The organism is Microbacterium sp. UBA7513 (assembly GCF_002478345.1).
GTDB lineage: Bacteria > Actinomycetota > Actinomycetes > Actinomycetales > Microbacteriaceae > Microbacterium.
This window is the reverse complement of the sequence record NZ_DLNJ01000017.1, coordinates 52,858-70,026: the sequence shown is the minus strand read 5'-3', so window position 1 is coordinate 70,026 and position 17,169 is coordinate 52,858. Positions and strand designations below refer to the sequence as shown.

General features: G+C 72.3%; 18 protein-coding genes. 3 read left to right on the top strand and 15 right to left on the bottom strand.

Annotated elements, in window-relative coordinates; all coding sequences use genetic code 11:
• Window positions 1-38: 38 nt before the first annotated feature.
• From B2W79_RS09610 to B2W79_RS09565, 10 genes are all read right to left on the bottom strand, one after another.
• On the bottom strand, window positions 39-1,118 hold the full coding sequence (locus tag B2W79_RS09610; RefSeq protein ID WP_292788976.1) for a hypothetical protein: 1,080 nt from the start codon (window positions 1,116-1,118) through the stop codon (window positions 39-41).
• 164 nt (window positions 1,119-1,282) lie between these two features.
• Entirely contained in the window at window positions 1,283-2,809 is a 1,527-nt protein-coding gene (locus B2W79_RS09605; RefSeq protein ID WP_071328145.1) for an NAD(P)/FAD-dependent oxidoreductase, read from the bottom strand.
• A gap of 25 nt (window positions 2,810-2,834) precedes the next feature.
• Window positions 2,835-4,151 carry a S8 family peptidase gene (locus B2W79_RS09600; protein ID WP_292788972.1) on the bottom strand — a complete coding sequence of 439 codons (1,317 nt, stop codon included), beginning with the start codon at window positions 4,149-4,151 and terminating at the stop codon, window positions 2,835-2,837.
• Complete coding sequence (locus B2W79_RS09595; RefSeq protein ID WP_071328143.1) at window positions 4,148-4,690, bottom strand: DUF501 domain-containing protein; 543 nt, start codon at window positions 4,688-4,690, stop codon at window positions 4,148-4,150. The genes B2W79_RS09600 and B2W79_RS09595 overlap by 4 nt, the downstream gene beginning before the upstream one ends.
• Window positions 4,691-4,737: 47 nt before the next feature.
• On the bottom strand, window positions 4,738-5,274 hold the full coding sequence (locus B2W79_RS09590) for an FtsB family cell division protein (RefSeq protein WP_292788969.1): 537 nt from the start codon (window positions 5,272-5,274) through the stop codon (window positions 4,738-4,740).
• A gap of 76 nt (window positions 5,275-5,350) precedes the next feature.
• On the bottom strand, window positions 5,351-6,631 hold the full coding sequence (eno, locus tag B2W79_RS09585) for a phosphopyruvate hydratase (protein WP_292788966.1): 1,281 nt from the start codon (window positions 6,629-6,631) through the stop codon (window positions 5,351-5,353).
• A gap of 87 nt (window positions 6,632-6,718) precedes the next feature.
• Window positions 6,719-7,378, bottom strand: coding sequence for an O-methyltransferase (locus B2W79_RS09580; protein WP_292788963.1), 660 nt, complete (start codon window positions 7,376-7,378; stop codon window positions 6,719-6,721).
• 4 nt (window positions 7,379-7,382) lie between these two features.
• Window positions 7,383-8,351 carry a CPBP family intramembrane glutamic endopeptidase gene (locus tag B2W79_RS09575; protein WP_292788961.1) on the bottom strand — a complete coding sequence of 323 codons (969 nt, stop codon included), beginning with the start codon at window positions 8,349-8,351 and terminating at the stop codon, window positions 7,383-7,385.
• Complete coding sequence (locus B2W79_RS09570; protein WP_292788958.1) at window positions 8,348-9,403, bottom strand: DUF1648 domain-containing protein; 1,056 nt, start codon at window positions 9,401-9,403, stop codon at window positions 8,348-8,350. Before B2W79_RS09570 ends, B2W79_RS09575 begins: the two co-directional genes overlap by 4 nt.
• The gene (locus B2W79_RS09565) at window positions 9,390-9,797 is read right to left on the bottom strand and encodes a GntR family transcriptional regulator (protein WP_292788955.1); all 408 of its coding nucleotides are present in this window, start codon (window positions 9,795-9,797) and stop codon (window positions 9,390-9,392) included. Before B2W79_RS09565 ends, B2W79_RS09570 begins: the two co-directional genes overlap by 14 nt.
• Window positions 9,798-9,896: 99 nt before the next feature.
• Between B2W79_RS09565 and B2W79_RS09560 the strand changes: the two genes are divergently transcribed.
• Window positions 9,897-10,367 carry a PaaI family thioesterase gene (locus tag B2W79_RS09560; protein ID WP_105949465.1) on the top strand — a complete coding sequence of 157 codons (471 nt, stop codon included), beginning with the start codon at window positions 9,897-9,899 and terminating at the stop codon, window positions 10,365-10,367.
• 41 nt (window positions 10,368-10,408) lie between these two features.
• Complete coding sequence (locus B2W79_RS09555) at window positions 10,409-11,644, top strand: APC family permease (protein ID WP_292788949.1); 1,236 nt, start codon at window positions 10,409-10,411, stop codon at window positions 11,642-11,644.
• Between the two features lie 5 nt (window positions 11,645-11,649).
• On the opposite strand, the gene B2W79_RS09550 is transcribed toward B2W79_RS09555, so the two are convergent.
• Window positions 11,650-12,429, bottom strand: coding sequence for an AraC family transcriptional regulator (locus B2W79_RS09550; protein WP_292788946.1), 780 nt, complete (start codon window positions 12,427-12,429; stop codon window positions 11,650-11,652).
• 95 nt (window positions 12,430-12,524) lie between these two features.
• Between B2W79_RS09550 and B2W79_RS09545 the strand changes: the two genes are divergently transcribed.
• Window positions 12,525-13,052, top strand: a complete 528-nt coding sequence (locus tag B2W79_RS09545) for a VOC family protein (RefSeq protein ID WP_292788944.1) — start codon at window positions 12,525-12,527, stop codon at window positions 13,050-13,052.
• Here the strand turns inward: B2W79_RS09545 and B2W79_RS09540 are convergent.
• The 4 genes from B2W79_RS09540 to nhaA form a co-directional block, all read right to left on the bottom strand.
• Window positions 13,021-13,815, bottom strand: coding sequence for an SGNH/GDSL hydrolase family protein (locus tag B2W79_RS09540; RefSeq protein ID WP_396654764.1), 795 nt, complete (start codon window positions 13,813-13,815; stop codon window positions 13,021-13,023). The genes B2W79_RS09545 and B2W79_RS09540 overlap by 32 nt on opposite strands.
• 69 nt (window positions 13,816-13,884) lie before the next feature.
• Window positions 13,885-15,135, bottom strand: a complete 1,251-nt coding sequence (gene hisS / locus B2W79_RS09535) for a histidine--tRNA ligase (RefSeq protein ID WP_292789037.1) — start codon at window positions 15,133-15,135, stop codon at window positions 13,885-13,887.
• Window positions 15,136-15,202: 67 nt separating this feature from the next.
• Complete coding sequence (locus tag B2W79_RS09530; protein WP_292788938.1) at window positions 15,203-15,865, bottom strand: MazG family protein; 663 nt, start codon at window positions 15,863-15,865, stop codon at window positions 15,203-15,205.
• A 19-nt stretch (window positions 15,866-15,884) separates the two neighbouring features.
• Window positions 15,885-17,051, bottom strand: coding sequence for a Na+/H+ antiporter NhaA (gene nhaA / locus B2W79_RS09525; RefSeq protein ID WP_292788935.1), 1,167 nt, complete (start codon window positions 17,049-17,051; stop codon window positions 15,885-15,887).
• Between the last annotated feature and the right edge of the window lie 118 nt (window positions 17,052-17,169).

Here is a 17,169-nt window from a genome sequence, read left to right as displayed (position 1 = left end):
GAGTACTCCCCTTGCCCTCGACACGCTAGTGAGGCGGCCTATGGATCGGCTCCATGCTCCGGCCGGGGCGACCCGCGGAGGATGGCGGTCATCTCCTCGTACAGCGCCTCGAACGTCTCGCGGAGCTCCGCCGCACCGTCCGGACGACGTGCTGCCGGAACGGCCTCCGCCAAGGTCCCGAGTGCGAGCGTCGCCGCCGCTTCCCGGGCCACGGCCACGCCGAACGCATCGGACGGCCGCCCCCACGCCGCTGCGAGGAGGAGCTGGTCGCGCAGCACTCCCGCCACGCCGAGGAGTACAGCCGCCGCCCGGAGGTGACCGCGAGCGACCTCGGTGCCCAGAAGCCGGTCGTGCATCACCCGCGCGAACCGGCGGGCGTGCGGTGTCGGCACATCTCGGCGCGCGCGAAGACGCCAGCCGTCCGACGTACCCGGCACAGCCTCGTACGACAGCGGCTGCCCGTCTCGCAGATGCACCACAGGGATCAGCGGCGGTGCCTGGAGCGTGTCCCGTCGCCACCACTCCGCGGGAGCGACCTCGGCGGGCAGGAAGGCGGTGGCCGGAGCGTGCGCCCCCGGCTCGTCGCGTTGCACGAGATCGGCAGTGCTCGCGAGCAGGGCGAGTCCCCGCTCCTCCGCGAACCGCTGGAGCAGCACGCCCTCAGGAGGGTCGTCGCCCGCCGGGACGGAACGGGCGAACTCAGCCGCCTCGGGAGTCGGCAGCACCACGGCGATCGACGTCGGATCGGCTCCAGGCGGCACGAGCCACGGATGGCCGGCGAACGCCGCCACCCGGAGGGCGTGCGAGGCATAGCCGTCTCCGGGAGTGAAGAACCGCAGGGCGGCCCGGGGCCGCCCTCCCACGGCGTCGTGCACCTGCGCGACGAGGCTCGGGTGCGGGCGCACTGCGGCGTCCAGGACCATGTGGTGGGTCGCCCGCCGGGTCCATGGCTGCCACGCCTCGGTGAAGGCTCCGGCATCCGTCCCCACACCCGTTCGGCAGATGCGGACGAAAGCGCCGTCGAGTCGCTCCGCGAGCTGCTCTGCGCGACCTTCCTGGCCCGGAGTCGCCCGGATCGACACACTGACCGTCGGCGGCTCTCCCCCCTGCGCGCTCACCGGACCTCCTCCCAGCGTCGTCCGGGGTCGCGTGGTAGACGCCCCTCCCGAGCACTCTGCGAGCGTACAATGTGAGATGTTACGTCGCCAACTCGCGCTGCGCGCGGGAACGAAGAAGGCCCCGGCGCTCGTGCGCTCGGGGCCCTCCTCTCAGAACCGTGCGGTCACTTCACCGCGGCGGTCTCCACCGAGTCATCCGCCGACGCGGCCGGAGCCTTCTTGGCAGCGGGCTTCCTGGCCGCCGGCTTCTTGGCCGCGGGCTTCTTGATCTCCGCCGGTGTCTCCGCCGCCGGCGCAGCAGCCGGCTTCTCGGCAGCCGGCGCCTTCGCGGCCGGAGCGGCCGACGCGGGAGCCGCGTCCGCAGGTGCCGCGGGACGCGGGCGAGCGGCGAACTCCTCGAAGACGTACCGCGGGTTCTGCACCGTCTGCAGGTTCACGAGGTCGCGGCCCAGCCAGAGGTTGTTCCACCAGCCCCAGAGCACGCGCCACTTGCGCTCCCACGTCGGCATGGCGAGACCGTGGTAGCCACGGTGGGCGAGCCAGGCGATGAAGCCCTTCAGCGCGATCTTGCCGGACTGGAAGACGCCGTTGTACAGGCCGAGACCTGCGACCGCGCCGAGGTTCTTGTGGAAGTACTCCTTGGGCTCCTCGCCGCGGAGCACGGCGACGACGTTCTTGGCCAGGAGCTTCGCCTGACGAACGGCGTGCTGTGCGTTCGGGACGCAGAATCCGCCGACGCCGCCACCGGAGAGGTCGGGAACGGCCGAGACGTCGCCCGCGGCCCAGGCACCCTCGACGAACGCCTCGGGCGTGCCGACGCGGAGGTCGGCGCGGGTCTGGATGCGACCGCGCTCCTCCACCGGCAGATCACCGCCGCGCACGACGGTCGGGTTGGCCATGACACCAGCGGTCCACACGATGACGTCCGTCGGGATGACCTCGCCGGTGGAGAGCTCGACGTTGCCGTCGATGGCACCCGTGACCTGCGTGTCGAGGTGGACGTTGGCTCCGCGCTTGGCGAGGTCCTTCAGCACCCACTCGCTCGTCTTCAGCGAGACCTCGGGCATGATGCGGCCCATCGCCTCGATGAGGTGGAAGTGCGTGTCCTCGAAGCTCAGCTGCGGGTACTTGCTCACCAGCGAGGACGCGAGGGAGCGGAGCTCCGCGAAGACCTCGATGCCGGCAAAGCCGCCGCCGACGACGACGACGGTGAGCAGACGGTCGCGCTCGGGACCGGCGGGGAGGGACGCGGCCTTGTCGAAGTTCGACATGACCTTGTCACGGATCGCGACGGCCTCTTCGATGGTCTTGAGCCCGATGGCGTTGTCGGCGATGCCGGGGATCGGGAAGGTGCGCGAGACGGCGCCCGCGGTGACGACGATCTGGTCGTACGCGAACTCGTACGGCTCACCGACGGGCGGCGTGATGGTGGCGACCTTCTGCGCGTGGTTGATGTTGGTCACCTTGGCGGTGAGAACGTGGGTGCGCTTGAGGTGACGACGGTGCGCGACCACCGAGTGACGGGCCTCGATGGAGCCCGCGGCGACCTCGGGGAGGAACGGCTGGTACGTCATGTACGGCAGCGGGTCGACCATGGTCACGTCGGCCTCGCCCTTGCGCAGATGCTTCTCGAGCTTCCACGCGGTGTAGAAACCTGCGTACCCTCCGCCGACGATCAGGATCTTGGGCACAGTGCTGTTCTGAGGCACAGAAGAACTACTCCTCGGAGTCGGGATTGTGGCGTACGGGAACGCGCGCCGATCGGATGCGCCGGGCAGCTGCGGTGACGCCAAGCGCTACCAGGATACCAGGGACGGTGAGGGCGATGAGCGGCAGGGTACCGTAGCGCAGGGAATCGGCGCTGGGAAGCAGCGGTGAACCGGCCTCGGTCGGGGCGTCCGCGTCCGGCAGCGGTGGGATGTCCACCGGGCCAAGAGACGGTTCCGGCGTGGGCACACTGTCCGCACGGCGGAACAGCCGCACCCATTCCGCCAGATCTCCCATCGGGTTCTCGCTCACGGAGGGGATGTTCGCCGAGATCGCCGCGTCCGCGTCCACGAGCCCGAAGCCGTAGAGCGGATCTCGCGGCTTCTGTGCGTCGGCCACCGGCATGGCCGTCTTGATGATGCGGTTGATGACGTCGTTCGCCGAGATGTCGGGATGCGCCGAGCGGATCAGCGCCGCGACACCGGCCACGATCGGAGCCGCACCACTGGTTCCGCTCCACGAGACGACCTCGCCGTCCGCCGACACCCCGAGCAGCCCCTCACTCGGCGCCGAGATCCCGATGGTGATGCCCTGCGTCGATGCCTCGATGCTGGCCGTGCCGGTCTGGTCGACACCGCCGACCGTGAGCACGCCGGGAATTGTGGCGGGCGCTCCGATGATGTTCGTGCCGCTCCCCCGGTTGCCGGCGGCGACGACCACGACGACATCGTGCTCGAAGGCGTACAGGAACGCGTCGTCCCAGCTCTCGTCCCAGTCGAGGGTGTTCGTCGTGAACGACAGATTGATGATGTCGGCACCGTGATCGACCGCCCACCGGATGCCCTTGGCGACCTGCTCGGTGAACGGCACGGCTGCCGCGGCGCCGAAGCCCACCGAGACCGACAGCAGGTCGGCCTCCGGCGCGACGCCGATCATGCCCGTGCCGTCAGCCTTACCGCGCCCCGCCGCGAGGGAAGCCACCCAGGATCCGTGGTTGCCGTCCACAGCGCCCAGCGGCGTGCGACCGTCCGGGGTGCCGGCACCGGAGACGTCGGTCCCGCCGACCACCGCGTCCCCGAAGACCTCCGGGACCTTGCCGATACCGGTGTCGATGACGGCGATGGTGACGCCTTCTCCGCGCGTCGTCTGCCATGCATCCCTGATCCCTGCGCCATCCAGCCAGTACTCCGCCGCACGGACCGGGTCCGCGGGATCGTCGGCGACCGGCGGCGTCGGGGTCGGGGACGGGGTCGACCCGAGGAGCAGGACGGATGCCGCCACCGCCACGAGGGCGACGGCGCCGCGCAGCATCCGTCGCCGCGTCATGCCGAGCGTGCCGGATCGTCGCGGAGGGCGGCGCCGGGCTCCTCGCAACGGCAGACCTCGGGTGACCAGGAGCTGCGAGCGAGAGCGGCGTCGCCGATCGGGTTCACGCCGGCACCCGCCGCCAGGGCGTGCCCGGCGAGGGCGTGCAGGCACTTCACTCGCGTCGGCATGCCCCCAGCGGAGATCCCGTCGATCTCGGGCACCTCGCCGAACTGCGCCCGGTCCGCGAGGTAGGCCTCATGGGCGGACCGATAGGCTGCGGCCACCGTCTCGTCCTCGGCGAGCAGCGCCGCGAGCTCGGGCATGACCTGGGTGGCCTCGAGCGTCGACATCGCCGCGGTCGCCGCCGGATGCGTGAGGTAGTAGAACGTGGGGAACGGCGTCCCGTCCGGCAGCCGCGGAGTGGTGGCCACCACCGTGGGGTTGCCACAGCGGCAGCGCGCGGCGATGCCGACGACGCCGCGAGCGGGTCGTCCGAGCTGGGTCGAGACGACGGCGAGCTCGGCGGACGTGGGCGCGGGGAACGGCGGGGTGGTCACCCCACCAGCGTAGGGGAGCCGTCCGGGAGGATGCTCGGAACGAGCGTTCAGCCGGGGGCGGCGGCCGTGTCGCTCAAGCCTGCGGACACGAGGGTGCGCAGCAGCTGCGGCATCCAGTCGGCGGGCTTCTCCTCGAGGGTGTCGCTCACCGGCTCCTGCTCGCGCGGGAGGGTGGACGGATCGAGGTCGTTGTCGATCAGATACACGACCTCGCCCGGCTTCACGTAGTAGAGGCGCTCACGGGCCTGCGTGGTGATGTACGCAGGGTCTTCCCACCGTTCGCGCTCCGCGGTCAGCGCCGCGATCTCGTCCTCGCTCACCTGCACGGACTGCTCCAGCGCCGCGATCTTCTGCCGCTGGTCGATGAAGGTGCCGAGCGTGGGCACGAGCACCCAGGCCCCCAGCACGACGAGGGAGAGCATGATCACCGAGAAGGCGGAGAGCCGGATGCCCGATGCCCACTCGCGCACGTCCACGCGAGGGGCGGCCGTCGCGCCACCCCGCGGCTGCCGCGATGTCGACGCGGCGCGGCCCGGCGCGGCGGACGCGGGAGACGACGAAGGAGGAGCCGGTCGTCGTGCCACGGCTCCTCCTTCGTCTCTGTCGCCGCCGGGCGGCGCGGTCATGCCGCGGATGCGGCGTCGTTGCTGTCGCGGGCGCTCAGCCCTGGTAGCGCGGGAAGGCGGAACGGCCGGCGAAGACCGCCGCCTCGCCCAGCTCCTCCTCGATGCGCAGCAGCTGGTTGTACTTCGCGACGCGCTCGCTGCGCGCCGGGGCACCCGCCTTGATCTGGCCGGCGTTCGTGGCGACCACGAGGTCGGCGATCGTCGTGTCCTCGGTCTCACCCGAACGGTGCGAGAGCATCGCCGTGTAGCCCGAGCGCTGCGCGAGGCTGACGGCGTCGAACGTCTCGGTGAGCGTGCCGATCTGGTTGACCTTCACGAGCAGCGAGTTGGCGACGCCGCGCGTGATGCCGTCCGCCAGCCGCTGCGGGTTGGTGACGAACAGGTCGTCGCCGACCAGCTGCACCTTCGAGCCCAGAGCCTCGGTGAGGTGCTTCCAGTTGTCCCAGTCGTCCTCGGCGAGCGCGTCCTCGATCGTGACGATCGGGAAGTCGTTGACGAGCCCGACGTAGTACTCGGTGAGCGCCTCGGCGTCCCAGTCCTTGTTGTCGAGGCGGTAGACGCCGTCGTTGAAGAACTCGGTGGCGGCGACGTCGAGGCCGAGGGCGATGTCGGTGCCCGGCGTGAATCCGGCCTTCTCGATCGCCTTCACCAGGAAGTCGAGGCCCTCGCGGTTGCTGGGCAGGTCGGGAGCGAAGCCGCCCTCGTCGCCGAGGCCGGTCGCGTAGCCCGCGGCCTTCAGCTCAGCGCGCAGCACGTGGTAGGTCTCCACGCCCCAGCGCAGCGACTCGGAGTAGCTCTCCGCGCCGATCGGTGCGAGGAAGAACTCCTGCATGTCGATGCCGTTGTCGGCGTGCTCTCCGCCGTTGATGACGTTGAACAGCGGCACCGGCAGCACGTGCGCGTTCGGGCCGCCGAGGTAGCGGAACAGCGGGAGATCGGCGGAGTCGGCGGCGGCCTTGGCGACCGCGAGGCTCACGCCGAGGATGGCGTTGGCGCCGACGCGCTTCTTGTTGTCGGTGCCGTCGACCTCGATGAGGATCTCGTCGACGATGCGCTGCTCGCTCGCGTCCACGCCCTCGATGGCCGGGCCGAGCTCGTCGATGACGGCCTCGACGGCCTTGAGCACGCCCTTGCCGCCGTAACGGCTCTTGTCGCCGTCGCGCAGCTCGTACGCCTCGAAGGCGCCGGTCGAGGCACCGGAGGGGACGGCGGCGCGCTGCACGATGCCGTCGTCGAGGAGCACCTCCACCTCGACGGTCGGGTTTCCGCGCGAGTCGAGAATCTCGCGTGCGCCTACAGCCTCGATCAGTGCCACTGATGTGCTCCTTGCTCAGGATGGAAGGGTGTGTGGAGCGTCGTCGGTCCGCGCCCAGTCTATCCCTGGCGGGGCGGGGCGCCGGAGTCAGACGACGAGGGCGAGCGCGACGCCGTCCCATCCCTTGACACCGACGGTCTGCAACGCCGTGGCGTCGAAGCGCGGGTCCTCCCCCAGCATGCGCAGCCCCGCGCGCGTGCCGTTCACCTTCGGGTCCGTCGAGTCGTCGCGGACGATCTCGCCGTCGCGGCCGATGTTGTCGAGCACGACCACGGTGCCGGGGTGACCGAGCTTCGCGGCCCAGTCCAGGTACACGGTGTTGGACTCCTTGTCGGCGTCGATGAAGACGAGGTCGAAGCCGCCGACGAGCGTCGGGAGCACATCGGCTCCTCGGCCGACGCGGATGTCGACCCGGTCCCCCACCCCGGCGGCGTCGATGCTCGCACGGGCGACGGCGGCGTTGTCGGCCTCCGCCTCGATCGTCACCACCTGCCCGTCGGGACCGACGGCGCGCGCCATCCAGATCGTCGAGTAGCCGCCGAGGGTGCCGATCTCCAGCACGCGGCGCGCGCCGCTCATCCGCACGAGGAGGTTCAGCAGCTTCCCCGCGACCGGGGCGACCTCGATCTCGGGCAGCCCCGCCGCCCGCTGCGCTTCCAGCGCGTGCTCCAGAGCCGGATCCGTGCCCGCGAGCATGTCGGCGAGGAAGGTGTCGGCGCGGGCCCAGGCGGCGGGAGTGGATTCCATGTGCTCAGCCAACCCCCGGCTCCGGCCGGGCGTCAAGCGTCGGCGGTGTCGGCGGGGTGCGCGGCGCGGCGAGCTCCGGCTGCTGGCGGAACTGCCCGGTGAGGGTGAGGACGAGGACCACGACGGCGGCGACGATCCAGCCGGCGACGCCGAGCGGTCCGGCGAGGGCGAGGTCGGGCTGCATGGCGGCGACGACCAGGACCAGGCCCGCGGCGGCGTTGAGGGCCCCGTGCGCGACGACCGCCGGCCAGAGCGAGCCGGAGCGCAGCCGCAGCCAGCCGAACAGCACCCCCCACGCCACGCAGCCGCCGATCATGAACAGCACGCCGGTGACATCCGTCCGGCCGAAGTTGTAGCCGAGGAGGATGACGGGGCTGTGCCACAGTCCCCAGATCGCCCCGCTGAGCAGGAGCGCCGGCCAGGTGCCGAGCGGACGCAGCGCCGGGAGCAGCCAGCCGCGCCAGCCGAGCTCCTCGCCGAAGGCGAGCACGCTGTTCACCAGCGCCCCGACCGGGATCGCGGCGAGCTGTGCGAACACGACCACGCCGACCGGCGGTACCGGCGTCCCCGGGGGAAGCGCCTGGGCGAGCTGATCCGCGAAGGCCGAGAAGGTGAGGTCGAGCCGCACCCACCCGAAAGCGGCCGCGAGGAGGACGCCGAGGGCGACGAGCACCGGCGGCACGAGCCAGGCCGCGATCAGCAGCCCGACGACGCGCTTCGCGGGCCGCGGCGGCCACAGCCCGAGGAACCGCGCCCGGCTGCCCTTCTCCGGTACGCCCGTGGTGAGCGTGACGACGAGCACCGCGGCTGCGGGCGTGAACATCATCACCGGGAGGAGCGCTCCCGCGAAGGGTTCGGCGAGGCCGTCGCCGAGCCACAGGGGCAGGCAGACGAGGGCCGCGAGCCCGCAGGCCGTGAGGGTGAAGATGAGGACCGCGCGCCAGGGCACGCGGGTCGGCGTCAGAGCGCTCATCGTGCCGTCCTCTCCGTTCCTCCGGAGGGCGCCGACCCCGCGGATCGGTCCACGTAGGCCTGCAGGAGCGCTGCTGCTTCCTCCGCCCCGTCGATCGTGATGACGAACGGTCCGTGGTCGCGGCGATGCACCTCGATCGCCGGACCCTGCCGCATCACGATCCCGCTGCGGCCGTCCGGAGCGAGACGCCACCCCCAGCCGCCGAACTCCCCGAAGGGCGAGATGCGCACGGCCCTGGCCGACTCGATCTCCGCCACCGGGATGGTCTTCCGCGGCCACCCGATCACGGCACGGGCGTCGATGCCGTCCGGCGTGACGCGCACCCGGAACGAGGCGGTCGCCGCCAGCGCGAACCCGACGACGAGGGCGACCAGGCCCGAGACCCAGGCCAGCGGGGTGCCCGTGACGAGCATCGTCACGGCGAGCGCCACGAGCCCGAGCAGCACGAGCAGGAGGAAGACGAGCGCGCCGGTGGGCATGGTCGTCGTGCCCACCCAGACGACCCGCTCGCCCTGACCGACCCGCACGTCGTGGCGCGGCTCGAGAGCGGCACCGGGCACCGACTGCACGCGCGGCTGCACGAACCACGCCATCGCGCCCACCCCCAGGAGAGCCGCGAAGGCCAGCGCCATCACCCCCGCGATGCCCGGGACCTCACCGGAGGGCGGGAGGTCGCGCTGGATCGCGAGGGAACCCAGGCAGATCACGCCCGCGAACGCCGACATGCCGGCCGCCGTCGCTCCGAGGAGACGGGCGGTCGCGCCCCAGTGCGCCCCGACGGCGATCACCGTGGTGACGGCCAGGAGCACCGGGATACCGAGACCGACGCCGAGGAGCGCCCAGAGGTACGTGGCGGCCGGGCCGAACCCGTCGGCCCCGTCGACGCCCCAGTGGATCGCGACGTCGGCAGGGAACGACGGGAGCCAGGCCGTGAGCACGAGAGCGGAGATCGCGACGATGAGCACCGGGAGGACGAGCGCCACGAGGACGAAGGCCCGTCGTGCGCGGCGCAGGGTGGCCGGCGGGGTGCGGGTGGGGTCAGGCGTCGTCATGGGAGGCCTCCTGGGGAGTCGCGGCGGGAGTGGGAGGTTCGGCTTCTGCGCGGTGCGTGCGGACGATCCCGGCGAGGGTCTCGGCGGAGACGCCCAAAGCGGCGGCCCGCCGGATCAGCCCGTCGATCTCGTGCGCGAGCTCGGCGAGCGGCGCGGCGGAGGCGGCGACCACGGCGCCCCTTCCCCGTCGGAGGTCGACCAGGCCCTCGTCGCGGAGGCGCTGGTAGGCGTGCAGCACGGTGTGCTGATTGATGTCGAGCGCGGCGGCCACGTCGCGGGCGGCCGGCAGACGGTCGCCCGGCGCGAGGGCTCCGTAAAGGATGTGGGCGCGCACCGAGGCGGCGACCTGGTCGTAGAGCGCGTGCGGGCTGTCGACATCGACGCGGATGAGCATGACGCCTCCCTTCCCCAGTTATTCTAGGTGAACTAGAACAACTGTGCCAACCCTCCAGACGTCTTCGCGGGGACTCGGCGCATCCTCCACACTGACCTCATGCGCATCACGCCCCGACGCCTCGCCCTCGGCATGAGCCTCTGGATCCCCAACCTGTGCAGCGGCATCCGCGTCCGCCGGTTCAGCGACGACTGGACCCACGCGACCGTGGAGCTGCATGTGAACCTCCTCACCCGCAACTACGTCAAGACGGCGTTCGGGGGGTCGATGTCGGCGATGACCGACCCGTACTTCTTCATGCTCGTCATGCACCAGCTCGGGCGGGACTACGTCGTGTGGGACACCCGTGGCGAGATCGAGTTCCTCAAGCCGGGTCGCGGGGTGCTGACCGCGGAGTTCGAGGTGACGCGGGAGAAGGCGGAGGAGCTCCGGCAGCGCGCCCACGGCGGCGCGAAGGTGCTGGAGTGGTTCGAGACCGTCATCACCGATCGTGACGGGGACGTCGTGGCGAAGGTGCGCCGCGAGGTCTACATCCGTGAGAAGAAGCGCGTCACCGCGTCCCGCGGCTGACGCGTCACCGGCCGTTCACCCCGGCGTGCGACGATGACCGGATGCCCCTCGCCCGCCGCCTGACGCTGCCGGATGCCGTCGCCATCGGCCTCGGATCGATGATCGGCGCCGGCGTGTTCGCGGTCTGGGGTCCGGCCGTCGACGTCGCCGGGAACGCGACGCTCGTCGCCCTCGTCATCGCCGCCGCGGTCGCCTACGCCAACGCCACCGCCTCCGCACAGCTCGCGGCCGTCCACCCCGTCGCCGGTGGCACGTACGCCTATGCGCGAGCGGAGATCGGACCGTGGTGGGGCTTCGTCGCCGGCTGGAGCTTCGTGATCGGCAAGATCGCGAGCTGCGCCGCCATGGCCATGACCTTCGCCGCCTACGCCGCTCCCGCGGGGTGGCAGACCCCGGTCGCCGTGATCGCCGTCGCCGCGCTCGCGGTCGTGAACTGCCTGGGTGTGACACGGACGGCGCTGGCGACCCGGATCCTCGTGACCTGCTCGCTGCTCGGCCTCTCGGTCGTGGTCGCGGTCGGCCTCGGCGCCGCGCCGACCGCCTCCCCCGCGCCCCTCCCCGACACGACCGTGTACGGCGTGCTCCAGGGCGCCGGACTGCTGTTCTTCGCCTTCGCCGGCTACGCCCGGATCGCGACCATGGGCGAGGAGGTGGTGGACCCCGCGCGCACGATCCCGCGCGCCATCGTGCTCGCCCTCGGCGGTGCCGTCGTCGTCTACGCGCTCGTCGGCGTCGTCGTGCTCCTCGTGCTCGGCGGCGCCGTCAGCGGAGCGGCCGCGCCCCTGGCCGACGTCCTCACCGCCGCCGGCTGGTCCGCGTTCGCCCCCGTCGTGCGGATCGCCGCGGCCGCCGCGTCCCTCGGCGCACTGCTCGCCCTGCTCACCGGCATCGGGCGCACGACCCTCGCCATGGCGCGAGAGAGCGATCTCCCACGGTTCCTCGCGCGAATCGACGAGCGCCATCAGGTGCCGCGCCGCGCCGAGATCGCCCTCGCGGTCATCGTGATCGCACTCGTGCTCGTCGGGGATCTCCGAGAGGTGATCGGGTTCTCGTCCTTCGGCGTGCTGCTGTACTACCTCATCGCGAACGCCGCCGCCTTCCGCCAGCGCGGCGCGGCCCGACGATACCCCCGGGCACTGCAGGTGGGCGGCGCCCTCGGCTGTCTCGTGCTCGTGAGCACCCTTCCCGCCCTCGCCTCGCTGGTCGGCATGGGCGTCGTGCTGCTCGGGGTCGCCGGTCGGGCGCTGCGGATACGACGGCAGCAGCAGCGCGCCTGATCGCCTCAGCCGGAGACCCTGGTGCGATAGTCCCGCGGCGGCAGACCGAGGACGGCCGCGAAATCGCGCGTGAGATGGGCGTGGTCGGCGTACCCCAACGCGGCGGCGAGCGCCGTCAGGTCCGTCTCCGGCTCCTCGCGGAGGCGCTGCGCCGCCTCCTGCAGCCGGCGGCGGCGGATGATGGCGCCCGGCGAGAGCCCGACGGTGCGGTGCGTGAGCCGCTGCAGCGTGCGCACCGAGAGCGCGAGTCGGGTCGCCGCCTCCTCCGGCGTCAGCGCCGCCCGCTCCCCCAGGAGGACGTCGAGCATCACGTTCGCCTGCCGCCCCGCCGCGCTCACCGGTCCGACCCGCTGCGACAGCCACGCGGCGAAGACCGCGACGGCGCGCTCCCGTCGCCCGTCTGCGCGCCGCATCGCCGTCGTCACCGCCGCGTGCAGATCGGGGGCGTCGAAGGAGCGCTCCGCGTCGACGAGCTGCGCTGCGGCGTCGGTGAGCGCGGGGACGGCGGCAGGGCGCAGCAGCGCGCCGACGGCCCAGCCCGCACCCCGCAGCTCCCTCGTCGACGCGCGGGTCGTGGCGCCCGAGATCGACACGCCCTCCGGGGCGACGACGAGGTTGACGGCCGGATACGAGACGATCTCCTGCCGCGACACCTCGCCCTCCGGAAGGCTCCACTCCGGGATCCAGAACCAGGAGACGAGCGCGGCGGCCTCTGCGGGCGGGGGCAGCCGATGGAACGAGGGCAGCCGCGCGGGATAGAGCACTCCGCGCGTCCGGTCGACCATGGCCCCAGCGTAGGACGCGCCACCGACGCCACGGCCCCGAGGGCGTGTCGCGGATCTTCAAGCGCCGGGCGCCCTCCCCCGTCTACCGTGGCCGCATGACCGAACAGACACCTCCGGCCGGCGTGACCGGCGCGCACACGACCGACGGCCGCCCGCACAGCGCGACCTCGCTCACCCCCTTCCTCGCGATCCCCGACGCCGCCCGTGCCGTCGAGTTCTACCGGGACGTCTTCGGCGCCCGCGGGGTCGACGTCACGGAGTTCGGCGGTGTCGTCGCGCATGCCGACCTCGACTTCGGACTCGGACGGCTCCAGCTCGGCGAGCCCAGCCCCGAGTATCACCTCGTGCCCGCGCCTTCCGGCGACGACGACTGCTACTCGATGGGCCTGTACGTGCCCGACGTGGACGCCGTGGTCGCGCGCGCCGTCGCGGCGGGGGCGACCGTTCGCGAGGCGCCGTCCGTGTTCGTCTCCGGCGACCGCTACGCCAGCATCCGCGACCCGTTCGGCGTGCGGTGGTCGATCATGACCCGCGTGGAGGATCTCTCCGACGAGGAGAGCGCACGACGGGTCGCGGAGTGGGCGGCCTCGTTCAGCGCGGCGCCGGAGAACGCCGAGAGCTGAGCGCGACCAGGGCGGCCCGCTCGACGGCCGGCAGCAGCGCCTCCGCGGTGCGGCGGTAGCCGAGGGCGCTCGGATGGAAGCGGTCGAGGCTGAACATCTCCTCCGGCTCGTCGAAGAACATCGGGCCGACAGCCCGCCGCAGGTCCACCGTCTCCGCTCCTTCGCGGTCCGCGGCCTCCGCCTGCACCTCGGCCAGCCGTCGCGACAGACCGGAGGCGATGCGGCGCAGGGGCTGCGGCACCGCGCGCAGGGCGCCGAGGTCGGGGCAGGTGCCGACGACGACGCGGGCACCGCGAGCCTGCAGGCGGACGATGGCCTCGCGCAGGTGGCGGGCCGACTCCGCTGCCGGAAGGCGGTGGGTGACGTCGTTGCCGCCGACCACGACCACGGCGACGTCCGGGCGATAGTCCGCGGGGAGGCGGGAGAGCTGCCCGGCGAGATCCCGCGACTCCGCGCCCACGACCGCGGCGGTGCGCAGCCGCACCGGACGCCCGAGTCGGCGGGCCGTCGCCTTCGCGAGCCGCGCCCCGAGGGTCTCCTTCCGCCGTGCCGCTCCCAGGCCGGCAGCGAGGGAGTCGCCCAGGAGCAGGAGGTCGAGCGGTTCGCCCTCGAGCCCCGGGCGCCAGACGCGATCCGCGTCGAGCGACTGCTCCCCCAGCGGCTTCCCGATGCGCCGCCGCGCGACGGCGGCCTGCCGGTCGAGCACCGCGCGGGCGCCCACGACGAGCGCGGCGGCGAGCGCGACCAGGGTCAGCAGGGGCAGACGACGCACGGCGCGATTCCAGCCGACCGCCGTGAACGTCCGGTGAACGCCCCGTCCCGATGGAGCGACTCAGGCCAGCGTCTTGACCTCGAGCTCGTCGTCGCCGGCCCGCACGCTCGCGAAGTGGGTGTAGCCGTCCGCGGCAGAGCGCTCCAGCAGCGCCTTGAGGTTCTTCGTGCGCTGTTCGAGGCGGACCCGCGCCCCCTTCGCGACGAGGGCCGTCTTGTGCGCCACGAGCTCCGCGACGGGGACGGCCGCGTCGTGGACGAGCACGATCGCCTGCGCCGCGGTGGCCGGGTCCGTCGAGACGAGGTCGACCAGGCGCTCGAACCCGAGGGAGAAGCCCACCGCCGGCACGTCCTGCTGGAGGAACCGGCCGATCATGCCGTCGTACCGTCCTCCGCCACCGAGCGAATACGTCACCGACGGGTGCGCGAGCTCGAAGATCGTCCCCGTGTAATACCCCATGCCGCGCACGAGGAACGGGTCGAACACGAGCGGGGTGTCGTCCTGCCCGCGGCCCGCCGCGACCGCCTCGCCGATGCCGACGAGGTGGGCGACGAGCTCGTCGGGTGCGTCGTCCGGGAGCGCCTTGCGGATCTGGCGGTCGCCGAACGGGTGGTACTCGAGGGTCTGCGGGCGACCGAGGAAGGCCTGGAACGCGTCGACCGCGGTCGTCGTGGCCCCGCGCTCGCGGAGCTCGGCGGCCACGCCCTCGGGCCCGATCTTGTCGAGCTTGTCGATCGTGATCAGCACCTGCGGGCGCTCATCCTCGGTGAACCCGAAGTGCCCCAGCATCCACTCCAGCACGCGGCGGTCGTTGATCCGCACGCTCGCGCCCTCCAGCCCCAGGGCGTCGACGGCGTCGAGCGAGGCGGCCAGCAGCTCGGCCTCGGCGCGAGCGGACGCGTCGCCGATGATGTCGATGTCGCACTGGACGAACTGGCGGTAGCGCCCCTTCTGCGGACGCTCGGCCCGCCAGACGGGACCGATCTGGATGGACCGGAAGACGCCGGGGAGCTGTCCCCGGTTGCTCGCGTAGAAGCGGGCGAGAGGCACCGTCAGGTCGTAGCGCAGGCCGAGGTCGGAGAGCTCCGCGGGATCGTCGGCGGCGGCGCGGACGGCCTCCGCATCCAGGCCGCGGCGCAGGATGTTGAACGACAGCTTCTCGTTGTCGCCGCCGATGCCGGCATGCAGCCGGTCGTACTCCTCGACCACGGGGGTCTCGATCTCGTCGAATCCGTGCGCGCGATAGCGGTCGCGGATGACGGAGAGCACCCGCTCACGGCGGGCCTTGTCGGCGGGGAGGAAGTCGCGCATGCCGCGCGGCGCGTTCACGGTAGCCACCCGTCCATCTTCCCAGGTCGACGGCGGTGCCCGTGTCGTATCAACCGGCCTCGGCGGCGCGGACCTCGTCCTCCAGGCGCGTCAGCCGTTCCCGGAGGGCGCGCTCCGCGTCCCAGCCCTCGGCCCGAGCGGTGTCCACGAGGGCGAGGAGGGCATCGCCGAGCTCCTCCTCCGACGACGGGCGCAGGGCGGACGGCGGCGCGGGCACCACGCCGACACCGGCGGCACGACCCGACATCTTCTGCGCACGCGCGAGGGCGGGCATCGCGCGCGGGATCCCGTCGAGCACGCTGCGGCGGGTGCGCTTCTCCGCCGCCTTCGCCGCGTTCCAGTGCACGAGCACCTCCTCCGGCGTCTCCGCGACCTCGTCGCCGAACACGTGCGGATGCCGCCGCACCATCTTCTCGGTGAGCGTGCGGGCGACGTCGTCGATGTCGAACGGGTCATCCGGATCCTGTGCCGCGATGGCGGCATGGAACAGCACCTGCCACAGCAGATCGCCCAGCTCCTCGCGGAGGTCGGCGCGCGAGCCGTCCTCGACCGCGTCGATCACCTCGTGCGACTCCTCGACGAGGTACGGCACGAGATCACGGTGAGTGATGCGTTGCGACCACACGCACCGCTCCCGCACCGCACGCATGGTCTCCGCGGCCGCGCGCAGCGGATCGGCGATGTCCTCGGGGCGCTGGTGATCGCTGGTCATGCTTCCTCCGGACTCCGGCTCAGGCGGGGATGGGCGCAGCGCGACGGTACCACCGGGCGCGCAGGGTGACGACGATGCCGGAGAGGATCAGTGCGAGGAGCGAGCCCACGAGGACGCCGAGGATCGCCTGGTCGCGGATGACCGCGTCGCCCTCGAAAGCGAGGTTGGCGAGCAGGAGCGAGACGGTGAATCCGATGCCGCCCAGGGCGCCGGCGGCGAGGAGGTCCGCGAAGGGCAGGGCCGGGTCGGCTCCCTTCGGACGGATGCGCATGGCGAGCCAGCCGAACAGGGAGATACCGACGATCTTCCCCACCGGCAGGGCCACCACGATCGCCCAGAACGCCGGGGAGAGGGCCGTCGGCGAGACGGCGGGGATGACGACGAAGGCTGCCACGAAGGCGAAGAGCGGCAGGATCGCGCCGTTCACGGTCGGCTCCAGCGCATGCCGGGTGCGTCCGGCGGGTATCGGCGCCATGACGAGGCCGAGCATCACGCCGGCGATGGTCGCGTGGATGCCGGACGAGGCGACGAGGCCCCACGTGACGACGCCGACGACGGCCATCGCGACCGCGACGAGCGTGTGTCCGGTGGCGTGCAGCAGGCGGCTCAGCAGCCAGAACACCGCCACCCCGACGATCGCGAGCCCGAACAGGAGCCACTGCACGTCGTGCGCGAAGAGCACCGCGATGAAGATGATGCCGATGATGTCGTCGAGGATCGCGAGGGCCAGCAGGAACACCCGCACCCGGGACGGGAGTCCTCGTCCGAACATCGCCAGCACGCCGAGCGCGAAGGCGATGTCGGTGGCGGTCGGGATCGGCCAGCCGGACGCCGTCTCCGGCCCTCCCGCGATCAGCAGGTACACGAGGATCGGCACGAGCACGCCGCCGGTCGCCGCGATGGCCGGCTGCACGGCCTTCCGCGGGGAGTCGAGCTCGCCGTGGGTGAGCTCGTGCCGCAGCTCGATCGCCACGACGAGGAAGAAGATCGCGAGCAGGCCGTCCGACACCCAGTGCGCGATCGAGAGGTCCAGCGCCGTCCCCGGGACCGCGAGATGCGTCTCCAGCAGTCCGGCGATCGCGTCGTGCGTGGGCAGGTTCGCGAAGAGGAGGCCGAGACCGGCGGCCACGAGCAGGAGGACGGCGGGGAACTGCTGCCCGCGGAGGGGGTTCGCTGTGATGCGCATCCCGTCCATCGTAGGCCGGGATGTCACACGGTCGTCATGCGTGCGGGACACCCCGATCCACCCGGCTACTCTCGGAGGGTGACCCCCGATTCCCCCGCTTTCTCCGAGCCGACGCCCA

Coding starts and splice junctions, on each gene's coding strand:
- B2W79_RS09600 (WP_292788972.1), bottom strand. CDS start 4,151: ATGACGCGGCGACGGATGCTGCGCGGCGCCGTCGCCCTCGTGGCGGTG.
- B2W79_RS09580 (WP_292788963.1), bottom strand. CDS start 7,378: ATGGAATCCACTCCCGCCGCCTGGGCCCGCGCCGACACCTTCCTCGCC.
- B2W79_RS09575 (WP_292788961.1), bottom strand. CDS start 8,351: ATGAGCGCTCTGACGCCGACCCGCGTGCCCTGGCGCGCGGTCCTCATC.
- B2W79_RS09570 (WP_292788958.1), bottom strand. CDS start 9,403: ATGACGACGCCTGACCCCACCCGCACCCCGCCGGCCACCCTGCGCCGC.
- B2W79_RS09565 (WP_292788955.1), bottom strand. CDS start 9,797: ATGCTCATCCGCGTCGATGTCGACAGCCCGCACGCGCTCTACGACCAG.
- B2W79_RS09560 (WP_105949465.1), top strand. CDS start 9,897: ATGCGCATCACGCCCCGACGCCTCGCCCTCGGCATGAGCCTCTGGATC.
- B2W79_RS09555 (WP_292788949.1), top strand. CDS start 10,409: ATGCCCCTCGCCCGCCGCCTGACGCTGCCGGATGCCGTCGCCATCGGC.
- B2W79_RS09550 (WP_292788946.1), bottom strand. CDS start 12,429: ATGGTCGACCGGACGCGCGGAGTGCTCTATCCCGCGCGGCTGCCCTCG.
- B2W79_RS09545 (WP_292788944.1), top strand. CDS start 12,525: ATGACCGAACAGACACCTCCGGCCGGCGTGACCGGCGCGCACACGACC.
- hisS (WP_292789037.1), bottom strand. CDS start 15,135: ATGCGCGACTTCCTCCCCGCCGACAAGGCCCGCCGTGAGCGGGTGCTC.
- B2W79_RS09530 (WP_292788938.1), bottom strand. CDS start 15,865: ATGACCAGCGATCACCAGCGCCCCGAGGACATCGCCGATCCGCTGCGC.
- nhaA (WP_292788935.1), bottom strand. CDS start 17,051: ATGCGCATCACAGCGAACCCCCTCCGCGGGCAGCAGTTCCCCGCCGTC.